The organism is Paracoccus everestensis (genome assembly GCF_021491915.1).
Classification (GTDB): domain Bacteria; phylum Pseudomonadota; class Alphaproteobacteria; order Rhodobacterales; family Rhodobacteraceae; genus Paracoccus; species Paracoccus everestensis.
The window spans coordinates 889797-908430 of the sequence record NZ_CP090836.1 but is presented as its reverse complement, the minus strand read 5'-3'; the positions used below and the strand labels follow the sequence as shown (position 1 = coordinate 908430).

Here is an 18634-nt window from a genome sequence, read left to right as displayed (position 1 = left end):
GATAGTTGAGCGTTAAACCATTCCGCAAAGGGGAACAAGCAGGCCAGTTACGCCGCGTCGGGCGCTCGTTTGTCGGGGTCCGATTGCTTTTCATCCAATGCGGCCTCGACGGCGATAGTGGTGGCATTAGGCGTGATCACGGCGAAGTTGCCCTGTTCCTCCGGTGTCAGGGCACGGCGGCGGGTCGTGCGCCAGCCGGCATAGACCGCCAGCATCGCCAGCAGGACGCCCATATAGACCCAGTAGCCGTCCGGGCCGATCACTTCCATCAGCCAGCCGGTGATGATCGGCCCGCCCATAGACCCGATGCCATAGATGAACAACAACCCGGCAGATGCCGCAGCCATGTCCGACTGGTCCAGGTAGTCGTTGGTATAGGCCAGCAGCAGCGCATAGATCGGGTTCACCAGCCCCCCCATCAGGGCGCCCGCAACGATAAGCCCCAGGGTGCCGGGCTGACTTGCAAGGACGGCAATGCCCGTCACCGCCCCGACTGCGGAAAGCATCAGCACCAGCTTGCGCCGGTCATAGCGGTCCGAGATCCAGCCGATGGGATATTGCATCACCAACCCGCCCGCATAGCTTGCCGCCACGAAGATCGAGATCTGGGCAACCGACAGGCCGATCGTGGCGCCCCAGACCGACGACATTCCCGACAGCACCGCAAAGACCCCCCCGATCAGGAAGATGCCGACGCAGCCCAAGGGCGAGGCGCGGTAAAGCTGACCGAAGGTCATGCGCTTGATCGTCTGGAACTGCGGCGCGGGACGTGCGGACAACAGGATCGGCATGAAGGCGAAGGACACCAGGACCGACGCGACGATGAACAGCGTATAGCCGCCCGGATCGCTGAGGTTCAGCAGCGCCTGCGCCGCGACGATCCCCAGCAGTTGCACGATCATATAGGCCGAGAGGGTCTGGCCCCGGTTCTCGTTCGTGGATCCCGCGTTCAGCCAGCTTTCCGACGTGATGTAGACCCCGCAGAAGCAGTATCCGATGATGACCCGCAGGACCGTCCACCAGATCCAGTTCGGCTCGACCGAATACAGCACCAGCACCGATGAGATCATCGACCCAAGCGCGGCGAAGACCCGCACATGGCCCACGTTCTTGATCAGCGCGGGCACCGACAGGCTGCCCAACAGGAAGCCTGCGTAATAACCCGACATGGCGACCGACATCTGGAATGTCGGGATCCCCTCGATCCCGCCGCGGATGCCCAGCAGCGTGCCCTGCATCCCGTTGCCGACCATCAGCAGCAGGATGCCCAGGAACAGCGGCCAAGTGGTTCGCAGCACGGAAAGCATGGTCGTCTCGACTCCGGTCGCAGGAATGGTCTTGTCTCGCCCATCCGGCGCGGAGGGGCTACCCGGAAAGCGACCCTAGGGGATCAACAGCGACGCATCGCCATAGCTGAAGAAGCGATAGCCCTGCCCAACCGCATGGGCATAGATGTCCTTGATCCTTTCCTGCCCTATCAGCGCGGATACCAGCATCAGCAGCGTCGATTTCGGCAGGTGGAAATTCGTCATCAACCCGTCGGTCACCCGGAAGTGATGGCCGGGATAGATGAAGATGTCGGTCGTGCCCTGAAATGGCCGAACCCTGCCATCCCCAAGCGCCGCCGATTCGATCAGCCGCAGCGCGGTGGTTCCGACAGGGATCACGCGGCGGCCCTGGGCCTTGGCCCGGTTGATCGCATCGGCTGCCCCTGCCCCCACCTCGCCCCATTCGGCGTGCATCCGGTGGGTGGTCACGTCATCGACCTTGACGGGCAGGAACGTTCCCGCGCCGACATGAAGCGTGACATGAACGAATTCCACGCCCCTTGCGGCCAGCGCATCCAGCAATGCCGCATCGAAATGCAGGCTGGCCGTGGGGGCGGCGACGGCGCCCTGCCGCGCGGCCCAGACGGTCTGGTAATCTTGCCGGTCCTGGTCGTCAGGCGCGCGAAGCGCCGCGATATAGGGGGGCAGCGGCATGGCGCCCACCTGCTGAAGCGCCGTGTCGAAGGCATCGCCCTGCGCATCGAAGCGCAGCCGCAATTCGCCTTCCGCAATGGCGGCGACTTCGGCGGACAGGGCGTCGCCAAAGCGGATCACCTCTCCCTCGCGCAGCTTGCGCAGGGGCTTGGCCAGCGCGCGCCAGCCATCGGCGGCCGGTTCCAGCAGCGTCACCTCGACCCGCGCGACGGCCTCGCCCTGGGGGGTCTGGCGGGTCCGCGTGCCCGTCAGACGCGCAGGAATGACCTTGGTGTCGTTCAGCACCAGAACGTCGCCCGTCCGCAAGATGTCCGGCAGGTCGCTGACCCGGCGGTCCTGGATCCCGGCGCCTTCCGCCAGCAGCAGTCGCGCGGATGTGCGCGGCCGTGCCGGACGCGTGGCGATCAGGGACGGGGGCAGGTCGAAATCGAAATCGGACAGCTTCATGGCCGCGCTTTTGCGCCCGCCCCGCCCTAGGGTCAAGAATGACGGGATCACCAACCAAAAAAGTCACCTTTACAATTCCGACAGAATCGCTATTTCTTCGCCAAACAGGAGCCTTCGCGATGATTGTCTGCCATTGCACGCAAATCTCGGATCATGAGATCAAGGCAGCCATCGATTGGATGCGAATGGCAGACCCTCAGACGATCATCACACCGGGAAAGATATACCACGCGCTCGGCAAACGCGCCGATTGCGGGGGATGTATGCCGCTCTTTCTGGACACCATGCGTCACTGCGATAATCTGGGCATAGCCCCGCCGATTTTGCGGGCAAAATCAGAGATTGCAAAGGACAGCCATCATGAAGGGCGACGCAAAGGTCATCGAATATCTCAACGCGGCGTTGCGGTCTGAACTGACCGCGGTCAGCCAGTATTGGCTGCACTATCGCTTGCAGGAAGACTGGGGCTTTGGCCGCATCGCCAGGAAGTCGCGCGAGGAATCCATCGAGGAAATGCACCATGCCGATCGCCTGATCGAGCGAATCATTTTCCTGGAAGGCCATCCGAACCTGCAAAAGCTGGACTCGCTGCGGATCGGCCAGACCCTGCGCGAAACGCTGGAATCCGACCTGGCGGCCGAACACGACGCCCGCACCCTGTATCTTGAGGCGCGCGAATACTGTTCCAGCGTCAACGACCAGGTGTCCAAGTCGCTGTTCGACGACCTGATCGAGGATGAGGAAGGCCATATCGACTTCCTCGAAACGCAGTTGCAGCTGTTCGACACCATCGGCGCCCAGAACTATGGCCAGCTGAACGCGAATCCTGCAGACGAGGCGAAGTGATCCCGGCGCCGTCCCCTGAGAGGGGACGGCGACCCTGTCGTCCGGCGCGACGAAGCACTGCAAAAGCCAGCAGCGATGCAATCGGCAATGGCACTGCGTCGGGCAGAGGAACCGACCATCTGTAGGATGGGGGATATATCTTGATGGCCAGCCTTGGACCCGGCGCGGGTGCCCTTAACCTAGCCAGGACCGTGCCAGATCGGGCAATTCGTCAAAATGTCCTATCAGGGCGTCCGGCGCGAGGCGGGAAATCGCTTCGCCTTCCGGGCCAAAGGACACAAGCGCAACCCTGACGCCCGCCGCCGTGGCCGTCTTGCGGTCGGTTTCGGTATCGCCCACCAGAAATGATGCGGCCACGCTGCCCCCCGCCCGTTCCACCGCCGCGCGATAGGGACGCGGATCGGGCTTTCTGACCGGTAGCGTATCCGCCGCGACCATGGACGCGAACCGCCCCCGCACCCCAAGCGCATCCAGCAGGGTTTCCGCCAGGGCGCCGGGCTTGTTGGTGCAGACTGACAGAATATGTCCGTCGGCCTGCAAGCGGTCCAAGGTTGCCTCGACCCCCGGATACAGCTTCGTATGGACCGCGATGTTCTGCCCGTAATGGTCCAGCAGGCGAGGATAATCCTCCTCCTCGGCCCCTGGGGGCAGCAGCAGGTCGGCACCCATCCGCCCGTATCCCGCCCGCAGCATTGCCCGGCCGCCGTGGAACGCGGTCAGCGCATCCGCCACCGGGTCCAGCATCACGTCGATGCCGCGCGCCGCAAAGCAGGCATTCGCCGCCGCGATCAGGTCGGCCGATGTATCGGCCAGCGTGCCGTCCAGATCAAAGACCACCGTTCCCGCCATGCGCAATCCTTCCCGCAACGATTCGACACCAAAGGTGAACGCGCAGGGCTTTCGCAGGCGCGCGGCCCCGATTAGAACGCCGGGCAAAGAATTTGAACAGGCATTGGAGACAGCATGGCGGACAAACCCGTGGCGATCGTGGTTCTGGCGGCCGGACAAGGCAGCCGGATGCAGTCCGATCTGCCCAAGGTGCTGCACCGGCTGGCAGGCGCGCCGCTGATCGGCCATGCCCTGTCCGTGGCCCGGACGCTGGAACCCGAACAGGTGATCGTTGTCGCGGGCCATGGCGCCGACCAGGTGACGAAGGCTGCCGGCAGGATCGACCCCGAAGCCCGGATCGTGTTGCAGTCCGAACAGCTTGGCACCGGCCACGCCGTCCGCCAGGCCCTGCCCGAGCTGGAAGGGTTCGAGGGCAAGGTGGTCGTTCTTTACGGCGACACCCCATTCATCGGCGAAGAAACGCTGGCCGTCCTTGCCGCGCACCCGTCCGATCTGGTCGTCCTGGGGTTCGAGGCCGAGGATCCGGGCCGCTATGGCCGCCTGATCGTGACGGGGCGGGGCCTGGAACAGATCGTCGAATACAAGGACGCGGATGCGGCGACGCGCGACATCGCGCTGTGCAATTCCGGGGTCATGGCGCTTGACGCTTCCCTGCTGCGCCAACTGATCGTGCGGCTGACGAACCAGAACGCTTCGGGGGAATATTACCTGACCGACCTGGTAGCCCTGGCGCGGGCCGAGGGGCGCAGCACCGATGTCGTCACCTGCGACGAAGGGGAAACGCTGGGCATCAACACTCGCGCCGAGCTGGCCGCGGCCGAAGCCGCCTTTCAGGACCGCGCGCGTCTTCGGGCGCTTGAGAACGGGGTGACGCTGTGCGACCCGTCCTCGGTCTGGTTCGCCCTAGACACCGTGATCGGACGGGATGCGGTGGTCGGCCAGAATGTCGTCTTCGGGCCCGGCGTGACGGTGGAATCGGGGGCGGAAATCCTGCCCTTCTGCCATCTGGAAGGCTGCCATGTGTCCTCGGGCGCAACCGTCGGGCCTTTTGCCCGGCTGCGCCCCGGCGCCGAACTGGGCGGCGACGTTCATGTCGGCAACTTCGTCGAAATCAAGAACGCGGTCCTGGACGAAGGTGTCAAGGTCGGCCACCTGACCTATCTGGGCGATGCCCATGTGGGCGAACACACCAATATCGGCGCGGGCACCATCACCTGCAATTACGACGGGGTGATGAAGCACCGCACCCAGATCGGCGCACGCGCCTTTGTCGGCAGCGACACGATGCTGGTGGCCCCGGTGCGGGTAGGCGACGACGCCATGACCGGATCGGGGTCCGTGATCACCGAAGACGTGCCCGACGGTGCCCTGGCCATTGGCCGGGCGCGCCAGGCAACCAAGCCCGGCCTTGCCACCCGCCTGATGGCAGCCCTGCGCGCGAAGAAGGAGGCCCGCTGATGTGCGGTATTATCGGCATCCTGGGGTCGCACGAGGTGTCCCCGCAACTGGTCGATGCGCTGCGGCGGCTGGAATATCGCGGCTATGACAGCGCGGGCGTCGCAACGGTGGACGCCACCGGGCGGCTGGAGCGGCGGCGCGCCGTGGGCAAGCTGATGAACCTGTCGGACCGTTTGGTCCACGAGCCCCTGCCCGGCCATATCGGCATCGGCCATACCCGCTGGGCCACCCACGGCGCTGCGACCGAGGTGAACGCCCATCCCCACCAGTCCGGTCCCGTGGCCGTTGTCCATAACGGCATCATCGAGAATTTCCGCGACCTGCGCGAGGAACTGGGCGCGCTGGGCATCCAGCCGCAATCGCAGACCGACACGGAAACCGTGGCGCTGTGGACGGCGCATTACATGGATCAAGGCCAATCCCCGATCCAGGCCGCACGCAGCACCCTAGCACGGCTGCGCGGCGCGTTCGCCCTGGCCTTCATCTTCGATGGCGAGGATGACCTGATGATCGCGGCCCGCAAGGGCAGCCCACTGGCCATCGGCCATGGCGACAAGGAAATGTTCCTGGGCTCCGACGCCGTGGCGTTGGCGCCCTTTACCGACCGCATCACCTATCTGGAGGACGGCGACCATGCCGTCCTGACCCGCGCGGGCGTCCAGATTTTCGATGCGGCAGGCAACCAGACCCACAGGGTTGAGGCCCGTATCGACACCGGCGCGACGGCCATCGACAAGGGCGGATACCGTCACTTCATGGCCAAGGAAATCGCCGAACAGCCGGTGGTGATCGGCGATGTGCTGAACCATTACGTCAAGGGCGACCGGATCGTGCTGCCTGATGGAATGAATTTCCACGATGTTGACCGCATCAGCCTGGTCGGCTGCGGCACCGCGCATCTGGCGGGCCACGTGGCGAAATACTGGTTCGAGCAATTGGCGGGCCTGCCCTGCGACATCGACGTGGCGTCCGAGTTCCGCTATCGCGAACCGCCCTTGTCTCCCAAAAGCTGGTTCATCGCCGTCAGCCAGTCGGGCGAAACCGCCGACACGCTGGCCGCGCTGCATTATGCGGGCGCTCATGTGGCCCGCACGGTGGGCCTAGTCAATGTCGGCACCTCGGCAATCGCGCGGGACGCGGACATTGCCCTGCCGACGCTTGCGGGGATCGAGGTCAGCGTCGCATCCTCCAAGGCCTTCACCTGTCAATTGACGGTGCTGGCGATCCTGGCCTTGAAGGCCGCGCATGACCGGGGCCGCATCGACGAGGACGCCTTGGCCGCGCATCTGGCCGACCTGCGCAGCGTCCCCGGCCTGATGCAGCAAACCCTGTCCATGTCGGACGCCTGCCGCGATCAGGCCGAATGGCTGTCCCAGGCCCGCGATGTGCTGTTCCTGGGACGGGGCGCGCTGTATCCCGTGGCCCTTGAAGGGGCGCTGAAGCTGAAGGAGCTCAGCTATATCCACGCCGAGGGATATGCTTCGGGGGAACTCAAGCACGGGCCGATCGCGCTGATCGACCGCGACGTGCCGGTGATCGTGCTGGCCCCGCATGATGCGCTGTTCGAAAAGACCGTGTCCAATATGCAGGAAGTCATGGCCCGCCATGGCCCGATCCTGCTGTTGTCGGATGACGAAGGGCTGGCCTCGGCCAGCCACGGGGTTCAGGCAAGCCTGCAGATGCCGTCGGGCGGGGGGGCGTTCCAGCCGATCCTTTATGCGATCCCGATGCAGTATCTGGCCTATCACACGGCGGTCGCCAAGGGCACCGACGTGGACCAGCCCCGCAACCTGGCGAAATCCGTCACGGTTGAATGACGACAAGGCGCGCGGGCCGGACCCGCGCGCCACGCTGGTCAGGCGACCTCGGCGCGGCCCTCGGCGGCGATCCGGGCGTCCAGTTCCAGAACCTGGTGGACGGCCCGCGCGGCCTCGGCGCCCTTTTGGACGAAGTGGTCGCGGTAAAAGCCGGTCAGCAATTCGGTTTCCTGATAGTTATGCGGCGTCAGCGACACCGAAAAGCACGGCACGCCGGTGTCCAGGCCCGCCGTCATCAGGCCGTTGACGACGGCGGCGGCCACGAAATCGTGGCGATAGATGCCGCCATCCACCACCAGGGCAGCGGCGACCACGGCGTCATACTTGCCGGTCTGCGCCAGTTTCTTGGCCAGAAGGGGCATTTCGAAGGCGCCGGGCACGTCAAAGGCCACGACTTGGGCGCCGGGGATCAGGCGGCGCTGTTCGGCCAGGAATCCTTCATGCGCGCGGTCCACGACATCGGAATGCCAGCGGGCCTTGATAAAGGCGATACGAGGGGTCTTGTGGGTCATCTTTCAGGAACCTTACGTTGCTTGCGTATGGTCCCAGGACATCGAGCCATGACCGTCCCTTGGGAAGGACGCGGTCACGGTTCTCTTTCATCCAGACTGTAACTGTCGGCCCCGGAGTTTCACCGGATCTGCTGACCCCTTCGCAAAGCGAAGGGCGCTCGCGGGCTGTAACCGCCGGTGGGGAATTGCACCCCGCCCTGAGAACGGACATTGCATAGCACGCAAAACGCCACCCGCCAAGAGCCTGGATCAGGCGATCCGGGCCAGGGCTTCCTCGACCGCGCCGCGCAGGTCATCCTCGCCATAGGGCTTGCACAGCAGAACCGCCTGCTGCGGGCAGCCCGCAGGCAGGTGGCTGTCGCCCGTGGCATAAACCACGGCCAGCCCCGGCTGAAGGCCCACCGCCCGCTGCGCCAGGTCGTTGCCGTTCATGTCGGGCAAGCCGAGGTCGGTCAGCAGCAGGTCAAAGGCCTGGCCTTCCAGATGGGCCAGCGCAGGCGCCGCCTTGCCCGCCTGCACGACCGTGTGGCCCATCTCCTCCAGCATGATGGCGGTGTCGGCGCGGATCAGGGCGTTGTCCTCGACCAGCAGGATTGACACGGCGCGGCCGGTGACCGGTACGGGTTCGGCAGAGGGCCGGGACGTGCGTTCGGCATCGACCGCAAGGCGGTCTTGCTGCGCGTTGGCGATGACATGGCGCAACCGGCGGGCCAAGGCTTCTCGCGGATAGGGCTTCGACAAGAGTTCCACCCCCGGATCCAGACGGCCGCCATGCACGATGGAATTTTCGGTATAGCCCGAGGTGAACAGAACCCCCAGCCCCGGCAGGATGTCCTGCGCACGACGCGCCATGTCTCGGCTGGAAAGACCGCCAGGCATCACCACGTCGGTGAACAGCACATCGATGTGAAGCCCGCTTTCCACAACCGCCAGCCCCGCCTGCGCATCACGGGCCGTCAGCACATTATAGCCAAGCGATCCCAGCAGATCGACCACGGTGGCGCGCACAGCCTCGTCGTCCTCGACCACCAGGATGGTTTCCGTGCCGCCGACCACGGGGCCGTCATGGACCGGCGCATCGGTATCTTCGTCACTGTCGGATCGCGGCAGATAGATGCGCACGGTCGTTCCTTCGTTCGGTTCGCTGTAAACGGCCACATGGCCCCCTGATTGCTTGACAAAGCCGTAAACCATGGACATCCCAAGGCCCGTTCCCCGCCCTTCCGGCTTGGTGGAATAAAACGGATCGAAGATCCGCTCAAGCACCTCGGCCGTCATGCCGCAGCCGGTGTCGGTCACGGCCAGCATCACATAATCGCCCGCCACGACATCGCCTGCGACAAGGGCATAGGCGTCGTCCAGCCGCGTATTGCCCATCTCGATGGTCAGGCGCCCGGCGCCGTCCATCGCATCGCGGGCATTGATCGCCAGGTTCAAAAGCGCGCTTTCCAGTTGGGCGCGGTCCACGCAGATGTTCCACAGATCGCCCGGGACGATCACCTGGATTTCGATCGCCTCGCCCAGGGACCGGCGCAGCAATTCGTCCATTTCCCCCACCAGGCGGTTGGGCTGGATCACCCGCGGCTCCAGCGGCTGGCGGCGTCCGAAGGCCAGAAGCTGGCTGGCAAGCTTGGCCCCGCGGGCAACGGCGGACAGGGCATTTTCAACCCTTTGGCCGGCGCGGGGATCGGCTTCGACATCCTTGGCCAGCATCTGAAGATTGCCTGCGATCACTTGCAGCAGGTTGTTGAAATCATGGGCCACGCCGCCGGTCAGCTGGCCCATGGATTCCATCTTTTGCGACCGATGCAGGGCGGTCTCGGTCTTGCGGTGCTGCGCGATCTCGTCCGCGACGCGTTCTTCCAGCGTCTCGTTCAGGCGGCGAAGCTGATCCTCGGCGCACTGCCGGTGGGCGATCTGGCGTTGCAGATCCTCGGCCTGGGCTTGCAGCTGCGCCTCGGTCAGGCGCTGTTCGGTGATGTCGGTATGAACGCCGACCCATTCCCTAATCTCGCCCGCCTCGTTCAGCGTCGGCACCGCGCGCACCATGAAGATGCGGTATGCGCCATCCGCGCAGCGCAGCCGGTGTTCCCAGTCAAAGGTTGATTGCGCCGCAACGGCGCGAAGCCAGCTTTCGACGGTGCCCGCGCGGTCGTCGGGATGCACGGCGTCCGTCCAGCCGAATTCCTGGTAATCGTCGAAGGCCTGCCCGGTCAGCGCCGCCCAGCCACGCTGTTCACCGATCATCCGCCCGTCGGCGGTGTTGGTCCACAGGACGCCGTGGATCGCCTCGACCGCGGCACGGAAACGGTCGTTGCTGTCGCGCAGCCGGGTTTCGGTCTGCTTGCGGTCCTCGACGTCGATCAGGATGATATAGACGCCGTCGATCCGGTCGTCGCGCGATATCCGGGGCAGGCAGCGCATCTCAAAGGTGCGCGGGCGGTCGCCGGGCAGGCACACGGCGGCATCGACATTCACCGTCTCGCCCGCAAGGGCGCGGTCCAGCATCCCCTCGGTCAGGGCGGCCTGGCTGGCGCCCAGGATGTCCCCGATCCGCTGGCCGATCACCTGGGCGTGGGTGACGCCGAACACCTGAAGAAAGCACTGGTTGGCAAAACGAAAGACCAGCGACCGGTCCAGAAAGCCCACCAAGATCGGCAGGGCGTCGGACAAATGGTAAAGCTCGGCCCGGCTTTCGGCCAGGGCGTCGCGGGCGCGAACCGTTTCGGTGATTTCCAGGACGGTGCACAGGACGCCGTCCACGCCCGCGCCGGTTTCGTCATAGATCGGCGTATAGAACAGATCAAAGATCACATCCTCGGGGACGCCGTTGCGGTTCAGCACCATCGGCTGTTCGCGGAACGCCTGCACCTGGCCCTGGAACCCGCGTTCCAGCGTGGTGCGGTTGAAATCCCAGATCTCGGGCCAGATGGCCTGGAACGTGCCGCCCAGGGCGCGCGGGTGGCAATTGCCCGCGATCTCGGCATAACCGTCGTTATAGATCATCACATGATCCGGCCCCCAGATCAGCACCTGCGGGATGGGCGAATTGACCAGCGAATTGACCTTGATCCGCAGATGCCGGGGCCATTGCTCGATTGGTCCCAGCGAGGTGCGCGACCAGTCGAATTTCCGCACCAGTTCGCCGCAGGCGCCGCCGCCGACAGGCCAGGAACGGAAAGGCAGGTCTGTCGTCATCATGCACCGCAGAATCCAGATTCAGCGCCGGAACCTAGGCTTGGATCGTGCAGGCCGCAAGCTGCGACGATGCGGCAGGGGAGCCGGTGAACCTAAATCAATCGGGGCGGTCCTGCCGGGCCGCCCCGCAAGGCCGTGTCAGAACGTGAAGTCGCTCAGATCCAGCTGGCCGCGCTGCATATCCTCGATGATGACAGAGGTGTTGGCGTCCAGCACCAGCACAACATCCGCGCCCTGTTGGCGGGCATTGCCGATGACCTGGCTGACCTGGGCGCGGCTGAAATCGTCCAGCTCGATCCGATCGGTGCCATTCTGGAAATCGGTGATGCGGTCGCGCCCGTCGCCGCGTTCGAATTCAAAGAAATCGACGCCCGATCCGCCGGTCAGGATGTCATTGCCCGAACCGCCTTCCAAGCTGTCCTGTCCCGCGCCCCCCGACAGCGTGTCATTGCCGCTGCCGCCTTCCAGATCGTCCCTGTCGTCGCCGCCCGACAGACGGTCGTTGCCGCGTCCGCCTTCCAGTTCGTCCCGGCCTGCTCCTCCGGCGATGCCGTCATCGCCGTCGCCACCCTCCAGTTCGTCATTGCCGTTCTGGCCCCACAAGCGGTCGTTGCCGGCGCCGCCCTCGATCTCGTCATGGCCATCGCCGCCAAACAGGCGGTCGTTTCCGGCGCCGCCATAAATGTCGTCATTGCCGCGAAAGCCGTTGATCGTGTCGTTGCCGCGCAGCCCTGCCAGCCAGTCCGCCAACGAAGTGCCGCCGAAATTGTCTGCAAGGTTGGTGCCTGTCTTGCGTGCCATATGCGTTATCCTTTCCTGAGGGGGTCGCGCTGCAAGGGCGGCGACCCGGTGATGCGAATCGTTCTACCCCATGCGGGCTGACAGGCGGCTGACCGCCCCTGTCAGCGATTTGTCAGGACCGCTGCGGTAATCTGTGCTGCATGAAACACCTGCTTGCCATCATCCTTGCCCTGATTGTCCCCTCGACCGTAGGGGGGCAGCCAGACACCCTGCCCGATTTCGAACTGGCCCAAGAGGCCGTCGAACGCGGGGAAATCTTGCCCCTGGCGCAGATCCTGCGGCAGCTGGACACCGACCATCCCGGCACCGTGGTCGAGGTCGAGCTTGAATATGCCTATGGAATCCGCGTCTATGAGGTCGAGCTGATCACCCGCGACGGCCGGCTGATCGAGGTGGACCTGGACGCCGCTACCGGCAAGATCCTGCAGGTCGAGGAGGAACACGACGACTGATGCGCGCCCTTGTGGTCGAGGATGACCGTCGTATTGCCGCCGATCTGACCCGGGCGCTTGGTTCGGCCGGGTTCCGCGTCGAACATCTCGAGGATGGCGAGACTGCATGGTTTCGCGGCGGCACGGAAAGCTATGACCTGATCGTTCTGGATCTGGGCCTGCCGCGCCTGGACGGGCTGACGGTCCTGAAACGCTGGCGGGCCGAGGGGTGCGAATGCCCGGTCCTGATCCTGACCGCGCGCGGCGCCTGGACCGAACGGGTCGAAGGCATCGACGCGGGCGCCGACGATTACCTGCCCAAGCCCTTTCGGATGGAGGAACTGATCGCCCGCGCCCGCGCCCTGGTGCGCCGTTCGGGCGGGCGGGCGGCCTCCGTCCAGCAGGTGGGCGCGCTGTCGGTCGATCTGAACCGGATGTCGGTTTCCGTGGCAGGCGTGCCGGTGGCGGTGACGCCGTTGGAATACCGGCTTCTGTCCTATCTGACGCTGCACCGCGATCGCACGGTTTCGCCGTCCGAACTGCTGGAGCACCTGTATGGCGACGACGACGCCCGCGATGCCAACGCCCTGGAGGCCGTGATCGCCCGTCTGCGCCGCAAGGTGGGACCGGGGGTGATCCATACGCGGCGCGGCTTTGGCTATGACCTGGGGGCGCCCGGCTGGTGCGCCGGTCGCTGCGGCTGCGGCTGCTGGTTGTGGGCGCCTTTGCCATCGTGGCGACACTGGGGGCTGCCTCGCTTGGGCTGGCGCTGTTGTTCGAACGCCATGTCGAACGGGTGGCGGTGAATGACCTGGAAGCCCGCGCCCTTACCCTGGCGGGGATCGTCGAACATGACGCGACGGGCGTGCCGCGCTTGGCCGCGCCCCCGGCGGACCGGCTGTATCAACAACCCTTCTCGGGGCATTACTGGCAGGTTGCCCTGCGGGATCAGGTGCAACGGTCGCGATCCTTGTGGGACTATACCCTGCCCATGGACCGCCCCGCGCCCGCACCCGGCCGATCCGACGTGCTGTCCCTGCCCGGTCCCCGGGGTGAACGCCTGCTGGCGGTGGAACAAAGCCTGCTGGTCGGGCGGGGGCCGGAATCCCTGACCCTGCGGATCGTCGTCGCATCGGACCGGGCGGTGCTGACGGCCGCGCGGCAGGAATTCCTGGGCGACCTGCTGCCTTATCTGGCCTTTCTGGCCTTGCTGCTGATGGCCGGTTCCTGGCTTCAGATCCGGATTGGCCTGTCCCCCCTGGCCGAGGTTGCGGACCGCGTGCAGGCCCTGACCGAAGGGCAGCGTTCGCGTATCGGCACCGACCTGCCCGACGAGATGTTGCCCTTGTCCCGCCAGTTGGACGCCCTTCTGGACGCGCGTGACGCCGAACTGCTTCGCGCGCGGCACCGGGCAGGCGACCTGGCGCATGGCTTCAAGACGCCGCTCCAGGCGCTGCTGGGCGATGCGGGCACCCTGCGCCACAGGGGAGAGCTTGAAATCGCCGGCAGCATCGAAACCGTTGTCACGGCCATGCGTCGGCTGGTGGACCGCGAACTGGCCCGCGCCCGCATCCAGTCCGACCGCCACACGGCCGAGGCCGACCCGGCGGTCATCCTGGCCCGCCTGATCAAGGTTCTGCGTCGCACCCCCAAGGGTGGGGAAATCGACTGGCAGACCCGCCTTGCCGACCCCGCCCCCCGCGCCCGCATCGACCCCGACGACTTGACCGAGGCGCTTGGCGCGCTGCTGGAAAACGCCATGCAGCACGCCGATGCGGCTGTCGAGGCGGTCATTGGCCAAAACGGCGACCGCGTGACCATCGCCATCTGCGACGACGGACCGGGCGTGCCGGACGGCGCCCTGGCTTGCCTGCCGCAACGCGGAATGCGCCTGGACGAATCCGGCGAAGGCCAGGGCATCGGCCTTGCCATTGTCAGCGACATCGCCGAGGCCGCCGGAGGGCAGTTGTCATTGACCAACACCCGCCCCGGCCTGCGCGTGGAACTGACGCTGGCAGTCGCCGCGCCGCGCCGATAGGCTGGCGCGAACAAAGGGGGCCACATGACACGAAACGGCGGGGCATTGCTGGTGGATTGCCTGATGGCGCTTGGCGCGACCAAGGCCTTTGGCATTCCGGGCGAAAGTTACCTGGCGGTGCTGGACGCGCTGCACGACACACGGGGACGGCTTGATTTCGTGCTGTGCCGCCACGAAGGGGGCGCGGCCTTCATGGCGGCTGCCTGGGGCAAGCTGACCGGCCAGCCCGGGATCTGCCTGGTCACGCGCGGGCCGGGCGTCACCAACGCCGCCATCGGCATCCACACCGCGATGCAGGACAGCGCACCCATGCTGGTCCTGGTGGGCCAGGTGGGCACCGACATGATCGGACGCGAGGCGTTCCAGGAAATCGACTATCCGGCCGTCTTCGGCAGCATGGCGAAATGGGCGGTCCAGATCGACCGGGTGGACCGCATCCCTGAAATCCTGGCCCGCGCCTGGAAGACCGCCACCACCGGCCGCCCCGGCCCCGTCGTCATCGCATTGCCCGAGGATATGCTTACCACCCTTTCGGACACGCCCCCCCTGTCCGGCGCGTCCGAGATCGCGGAACCCGCCCCTCTGCCCGCTGCCCTGGACAAGGGCTTGGCCATGCTGGCCGGGGCCAGACGCCCACTGATCCTGACCGGCGGCTGCACCTGGACGCCCGGAGGCAAGGCCGCGCTGCAACGCTTTGCCGAAGCGTCCGACATTCCCGTCCTTGCCGCCTTCCGGTTCCAGGACAGCTTCGACAACACCTCGCCCGTTTATGCGGGCGAAGCGGGGGTCGGGATGCCGCCCCATGTGCGCCGCCTGATCGCCGAATGCGACGTGATGCTGGCGATCAACGTGCGCTTTGGGGAAATGACGACCGACGCCTATACCCTGCTGCGGGTGCCGCAGCCGGAACAGGTGCTGATCCACGTCCATGCGTCAGAGGCAGAAATCGGCAAGATCTATCAGCCGCGCCTGGGGATCCAGTCGGGACCGAATGCGCTTGCCGCAGGGCTGCGTCCAGTGACCGGGCCGTGGTCGGATTGGCGCAAGGCGGCGCGATCGGGATACCTGGCGTCGATGCAGGCGCCCGCCCAGCCCTCGCCCGTCGATATGGTCGCGGTGATGGACCACCTGCGCAACACCCTGCCCGACGATGCGATCCTGACGAACGGCGCGGGAAACTTTGCGGTCTGGCCCAACAAGTTCTTTGCCTTCGGTCCCCGGGCGCGGCTGCTGGCCCCGCAATCGGGCGCCATGGGCTATGGCCTGCCCGCCGCGATTGCCGCCAAGATCGCCCATCCGGCGCGCACCGTGGTGTGCTTCGCAGGCGACGGCGATTTCCAGATGACCTGCGCCGAACTGGCGACGGCGGCGCAGGCCGGGGCGCAGCCCATCGTGCTGGTGCTGAACAACGGCATCTACGGGACGATCCGTGCCCATCAGGAACGGAACTATCCGGCCCGTGTGTCGGGCACGACCATGCACAACCCCGATTTCGTCATGCTGGCGAAAGCCTATGGCTTCCACGCCGAAAAGGTGCCCGCGACCGCCGATTTCGCTGCCGCGTTCCAGCGGGCCATGGGATCGAAAACCGGTGCCCTGCTGGATCTGGACATCTCGCCCGAGGCGCTGACACCGCGCCAAACCCTGACCCAGATGCGCGAAGCGGCCTTGGCCAAGCAGCCGGGCTAGACCGCGACTCCGTGCCGCCCGGCCAAGTCGGTAAAGAACTGCCAGGCCACGCGGCCGGACCGCCCGCCGCGCGTGGCCTGCCATTCGATCGCCTCGGCCCGCAGGGTGCCGTCGTCGATCGTCAGGTCATAGGCATCGCAATAAGCCCGCACCATCGCCAAGTATTCGTCCTGCGAACAGGGGTGAAAGCCCAGCCACAGGCCAAAGCGGTCGGACAGCGACACCTTTTCCTCGACCGCCTCGCCCGGATGGATGGCGGTCGCGCGTTCGTTGTCGATCATGTCGCGCGGCATCAGGTGGCGGCGGTTCGATGTGGCATACAGGATCACGTTCGCGGGCCGGCCGCTGATCCCGCCGTCCAGAACCGCCTTGAGCGATTTGTATTGCGTGTCGTCATGGCTGAAGGACAGGTCGTCCGAAAACAACAGGAACCGCTTGTCGCGGGCCTGGCCCAGGATCGCCAGCAGCCGCCCCACGGATCCCAGGTCGTCGCGGGCGATTTCAACCAGCACCAGCGGCAAGCCCTGGGCCACGGCACTGGCATGGACGGCCTTGACCAGGGACGACTTGCCCATTCCCCGCGCGCCCCACAAAAGGGCGTTGTTCGCACCAAAGCCGCGCGCGAATTTCAGGGTGTTGTCCAGCAGGATCGCCTTGGCCCGGTCGATGCCGATCAGTTGCACCAGATCGACGCGGGCGACAGTCTGCACTGCCTCGAGCCGGTCAGGATCGGGGTGCCAGACATAGGCCGTGGCCTCGGTAAAGGACGGCGCGGGGATGGGCGGCGGGGCCAGACGCTCCAACGCCTCGGCGATGCGGGTCAGGGCATCAGGCATCAGGCGTCTTCGTCCCACAGCCCTTGGGCGCGCAGATCCTTTTCCCGCACCTTCTCGATGCGGCGGACGATCTGGATCGAGATCTCGTAAAGCCCATAGATAACCGAGAACAGCACAAGCTGGCTTCCCACGTCGGGCGGCGTCAGACAGGCCGCCAGCGTCAGGATCACGATTACCGCATAGCGGCGCGTGCTGGCCAGGGTATCGGCCGACACCAGCCCCGCCCGCCCCATCAGCGCCAAGGCCACAGGCAATTGGAACGACAGCCCGAAGGCCAGGATGAAGCGCGTGGTCAGGTTCAGGTATTCGCTGACCGACCCCTGGAAAACGATGCCCGCCAGGTTGGTGTTCGGCGCAGCCCCAGCCGGATCGTCGGGCAGCGCCAGCGGTCCCTGCTGGAAGCCCAGGAAAAAGGAAAACACCATCGGCAGGATGACGTAATAGGCGAATGCCGCGCCAAGGGCGAACATCAGCGGCGATGCGGCCAGGAACGGCAGGAAGGCCCGCTTTTCGCTGCGATACAGCCCCGGCGCCACGAAGCGCCACAACTGATAGGCGATGATCGGGAATGCCAGCACAAAGCCGCCGAAAAAGGAAATGCGCAGGGCGACCGTAAAGCCTTCTTGCAGCTTCAACAGGATCAGCCCGCATTCCTGTCCGCGATCTTCAAGCGCGGCGCAGATCGGCAGGGTCAGGAAATTGTAGATCGGGTTCCAGATCAGGTAGCACAGGACCATCGCCACCACGAAGGCCAGGGCGGACCAGACCAGGCGGGTGCGCAATTCCTTGAGATGCTCGATCAGCGGGGCCGAGCTGTCGTCCAGCTCATCGACGTTTTGCGATGCCACTTATTGGTCCTTCATGTCCGACCGGCGGACACCGGCGATGCGGCGCGGGCTGGGCTGCGCGACCGGCATCGGGGCGGGGGCGGGTTCGTTCGCGGCCTGCAACGCGGCAGGGGCCGGGGGCGCGTCCATGGGACGGGTATCGGGCGCCACAGGGGCCGCCGGATCGGGCGTGGGCCGTGCGGCCTTGTCCAAGGCGGTCTTGGGATCCCATTGTTCGAACCGCGATGCGGCCCGGTCCAAGGCATCCAGGCCCAGGGATTTTTTCGACGTCAGGTTCTTCAAGTCCCTGACATCCTTGGTCATGTCACTGATGCCGCTGCCCTTGGCCGCATCCTCCATCGCGCTTGTGAACTCGCGCGCCATGGACCTGGCCCGGGCCGTGATGCGGCCCAGGGTATGAAACAGCTTCGGCAAATCCTCGGGACCAATGACGATCAGTGCGACGACACCGATCAGCAGCAGTTCGCTCCACCCGACATCAAGCATTCTGGAACCCTTGTCCCGGTTTCGGGATCAGACGCGGGGTTCGTTGTGCGGGGTCACGTCGCGGGCCTCGGTGCCGGGGACGGGCTGGACCGATTGCACCGGCTGGACCGGCTGGACGGTCTTCTCCACAACCACGGGGCGCTCGGCATTCACTTCGGCATTGCCGTCGTTGATGCCCTTCTTGAAGGCGGTGATGCCCTTGCCGAATTCACCCATCAGCGAGGAAACCTTGCCGCGGCCGAACAGGACCAGGACCACGATGGCGATGACGAGCAGTGCCATGGGGGACGGCATATGCATTTCAGTTCTCCGTTCCAGAGTCAGGCCAATGACCTGGGTTCAACCAATCTGCGGAATATAGGACCTTCGCCCCCGCAGCGAAACCCCACCTGCCAT

At 65.6% G+C, this 18634-nt stretch carries 17 protein-coding genes, 1 pseudogene and 1 riboswitch; of the genes and pseudogenes, 8 read left to right on the top strand and 10 right to left on the bottom strand.

Annotated elements, in window-relative coordinates; genetic code table 11:
• Positions 1–47 precede the first annotated feature (47 nt).
• Both LZ585_RS04490 and queA read right to left on the bottom strand, forming a co-directional pair.
• The gene (locus LZ585_RS04490) at positions 48–1307 is read right to left on the bottom strand and encodes an MFS transporter (protein WP_234855232.1); all 1260 of its coding nucleotides are present in this window, start codon (positions 1305–1307) and stop codon (positions 48–50) included.
• Between the two features lie 75 nt (positions 1308–1382).
• Entirely contained in the window at positions 1383–2429 is a 1047-nt protein-coding gene (gene queA, locus LZ585_RS04485) for a tRNA preQ1(34) S-adenosylmethionine ribosyltransferase-isomerase QueA (RefSeq protein WP_234855231.1), read from the bottom strand.
• A 119-nt stretch (positions 2430–2548) separates the two neighbouring features.
• On the opposite strand from queA, the gene LZ585_RS04480 reads away from it, so the two are divergent.
• Together LZ585_RS04480 and bfr are read left to right on the top strand one after the other, a co-directional pair.
• On the top strand, positions 2549–2842 hold the full coding sequence (locus tag LZ585_RS04480) for a (2Fe-2S)-binding protein (protein WP_234855755.1): 294 nt from the start codon (positions 2549–2551) through the stop codon (positions 2840–2842).
• On the top strand, positions 2790–3275 hold the full coding sequence (gene bfr, locus LZ585_RS04475; protein WP_234855230.1) for a bacterioferritin: 486 nt from the start codon (positions 2790–2792) through the stop codon (positions 3273–3275). The genes LZ585_RS04480 and bfr overlap by 53 nt, the downstream gene beginning before the upstream one ends.
• A gap of 174 nt (positions 3276–3449) precedes the next feature.
• On the opposite strand, the gene LZ585_RS04470 is transcribed toward bfr, so the two are convergent.
• Positions 3450–4124 (bottom strand): HAD hydrolase-like protein, encoded by a 675-nt coding sequence (locus LZ585_RS04470; RefSeq protein WP_234855229.1) that lies wholly within the window; start codon positions 4122–4124, stop codon positions 3450–3452.
• Between the two features lie 114 nt (positions 4125–4238).
• On the opposite strand from LZ585_RS04470, the gene glmU reads away from it, so the two are divergent.
• Entirely contained in the window at positions 4239–5582 is a 1344-nt protein-coding gene (gene glmU / locus LZ585_RS04465; RefSeq protein ID WP_234855228.1) for a bifunctional UDP-N-acetylglucosamine diphosphorylase/glucosamine-1-phosphate N-acetyltransferase GlmU, read from the top strand.
• The gene (gene glmS / locus LZ585_RS04460; RefSeq protein ID WP_234855227.1) at positions 5582–7399 is read left to right on the top strand and encodes a glutamine--fructose-6-phosphate transaminase (isomerizing); all 1818 of its coding nucleotides are present in this window, start codon (positions 5582–5584) and stop codon (positions 7397–7399) included. Before glmU ends, glmS begins: the two co-directional genes overlap by 1 nt.
• Before the next feature lie 38 nt (positions 7400–7437).
• On the opposite strand, the gene LZ585_RS04455 is transcribed toward glmS, so the two are convergent.
• From LZ585_RS04455 to LZ585_RS04445, 3 genes are all read right to left on the bottom strand, one after another.
• Positions 7438–7911 (bottom strand): 6,7-dimethyl-8-ribityllumazine synthase, encoded by a 474-nt coding sequence (locus tag LZ585_RS04455; protein WP_234855226.1) that lies wholly within the window; start codon positions 7909–7911, stop codon positions 7438–7440.
• A 75-nt stretch (positions 7912–7986) separates the two neighbouring features.
• Positions 7987–8120: riboswitch (FMN riboswitch) on the bottom strand.
• A gap of 40 nt (positions 8121–8160) precedes the next feature.
• Positions 8161–11112 carry a hybrid sensor histidine kinase/response regulator gene (locus LZ585_RS04450; protein ID WP_234855225.1) on the bottom strand — a complete coding sequence of 984 codons (2952 nt, stop codon included), beginning with the start codon at positions 11110–11112 and terminating at the stop codon, positions 8161–8163.
• Between the two features lie 135 nt (positions 11113–11247).
• Positions 11248–11910 (bottom strand): calcium-binding protein, encoded by a 663-nt coding sequence (locus tag LZ585_RS04445; RefSeq protein WP_234855224.1) that lies wholly within the window; start codon positions 11908–11910, stop codon positions 11248–11250.
• Positions 11911–12050: 140 nt separating this feature from the next.
• Here LZ585_RS04445 and LZ585_RS04440 point away from each other — a divergent pair, with 140 nt between their 5' ends.
• The 4 genes and pseudogenes from LZ585_RS04440 to LZ585_RS04425 all read left to right on the top strand — a co-directional run bounded on the left by LZ585_RS04440 (position 12051) and on the right by LZ585_RS04425 (position 16068).
• Positions 12051–12362 carry a PepSY domain-containing protein gene (locus LZ585_RS04440; RefSeq protein WP_234855223.1) on the top strand — a complete coding sequence of 104 codons (312 nt, stop codon included), beginning with the start codon at positions 12051–12053 and terminating at the stop codon, positions 12360–12362.
• Positions 12362–13015 (top strand): annotated as a pseudogene (locus LZ585_RS04435) (response regulator transcription factor); the annotation flags it as partial. The gene LZ585_RS04440 and the pseudogene LZ585_RS04435, both read left to right, overlap by 1 nt.
• Before the next feature lie 8 nt (positions 13016–13023).
• On the top strand, positions 13024–14379 hold the full coding sequence (locus LZ585_RS04430) for a sensor histidine kinase (RefSeq protein WP_234855222.1): 1356 nt from the start codon (positions 13024–13026) through the stop codon (positions 14377–14379).
• Between the two features lie 24 nt (positions 14380–14403).
• The gene (locus LZ585_RS04425; protein WP_234855221.1) at positions 14404–16068 is read left to right on the top strand and encodes a thiamine pyrophosphate-dependent enzyme; all 1665 of its coding nucleotides are present in this window, start codon (positions 14404–14406) and stop codon (positions 16066–16068) included.
• Here the strand turns inward: LZ585_RS04425 and LZ585_RS04420 are convergent.
• Genes LZ585_RS04420 through LZ585_RS04405 form a run of 4 tightly spaced genes read right to left on the bottom strand, consistent with a single transcriptional unit; the run spans position 16065 to position 18538 of the window.
• The gene (locus tag LZ585_RS04420) at positions 16065–16904 is read right to left on the bottom strand and encodes an ATP-binding protein (RefSeq protein WP_390625096.1); all 840 of its coding nucleotides are present in this window, start codon (positions 16902–16904) and stop codon (positions 16065–16067) included. The two genes, LZ585_RS04425 and LZ585_RS04420, sit on opposite strands and share 4 nt — an antisense overlap.
• On the bottom strand, positions 16904–17752 hold the full coding sequence (gene tatC / locus LZ585_RS04415; protein WP_234855220.1) for a twin-arginine translocase subunit TatC: 849 nt from the start codon (positions 17750–17752) through the stop codon (positions 16904–16906). The genes LZ585_RS04420 and tatC overlap by 1 nt, the downstream gene beginning before the upstream one ends.
• The gene (gene tatB / locus LZ585_RS04410; protein ID WP_234855219.1) at positions 17753–18238 is read right to left on the bottom strand and encodes a Sec-independent protein translocase protein TatB; all 486 of its coding nucleotides are present in this window, start codon (positions 18236–18238) and stop codon (positions 17753–17755) included.
• A gap of 27 nt (positions 18239–18265) precedes the next feature.
• A complete protein-coding gene (locus tag LZ585_RS04405; RefSeq protein ID WP_234855218.1) occupies positions 18266–18538 on the bottom strand; it encodes a twin-arginine translocase TatA/TatE family subunit in 273 nt (90 codons plus the stop codon).
• Between the last annotated feature and the right edge of the window lie 96 nt (positions 18539–18634).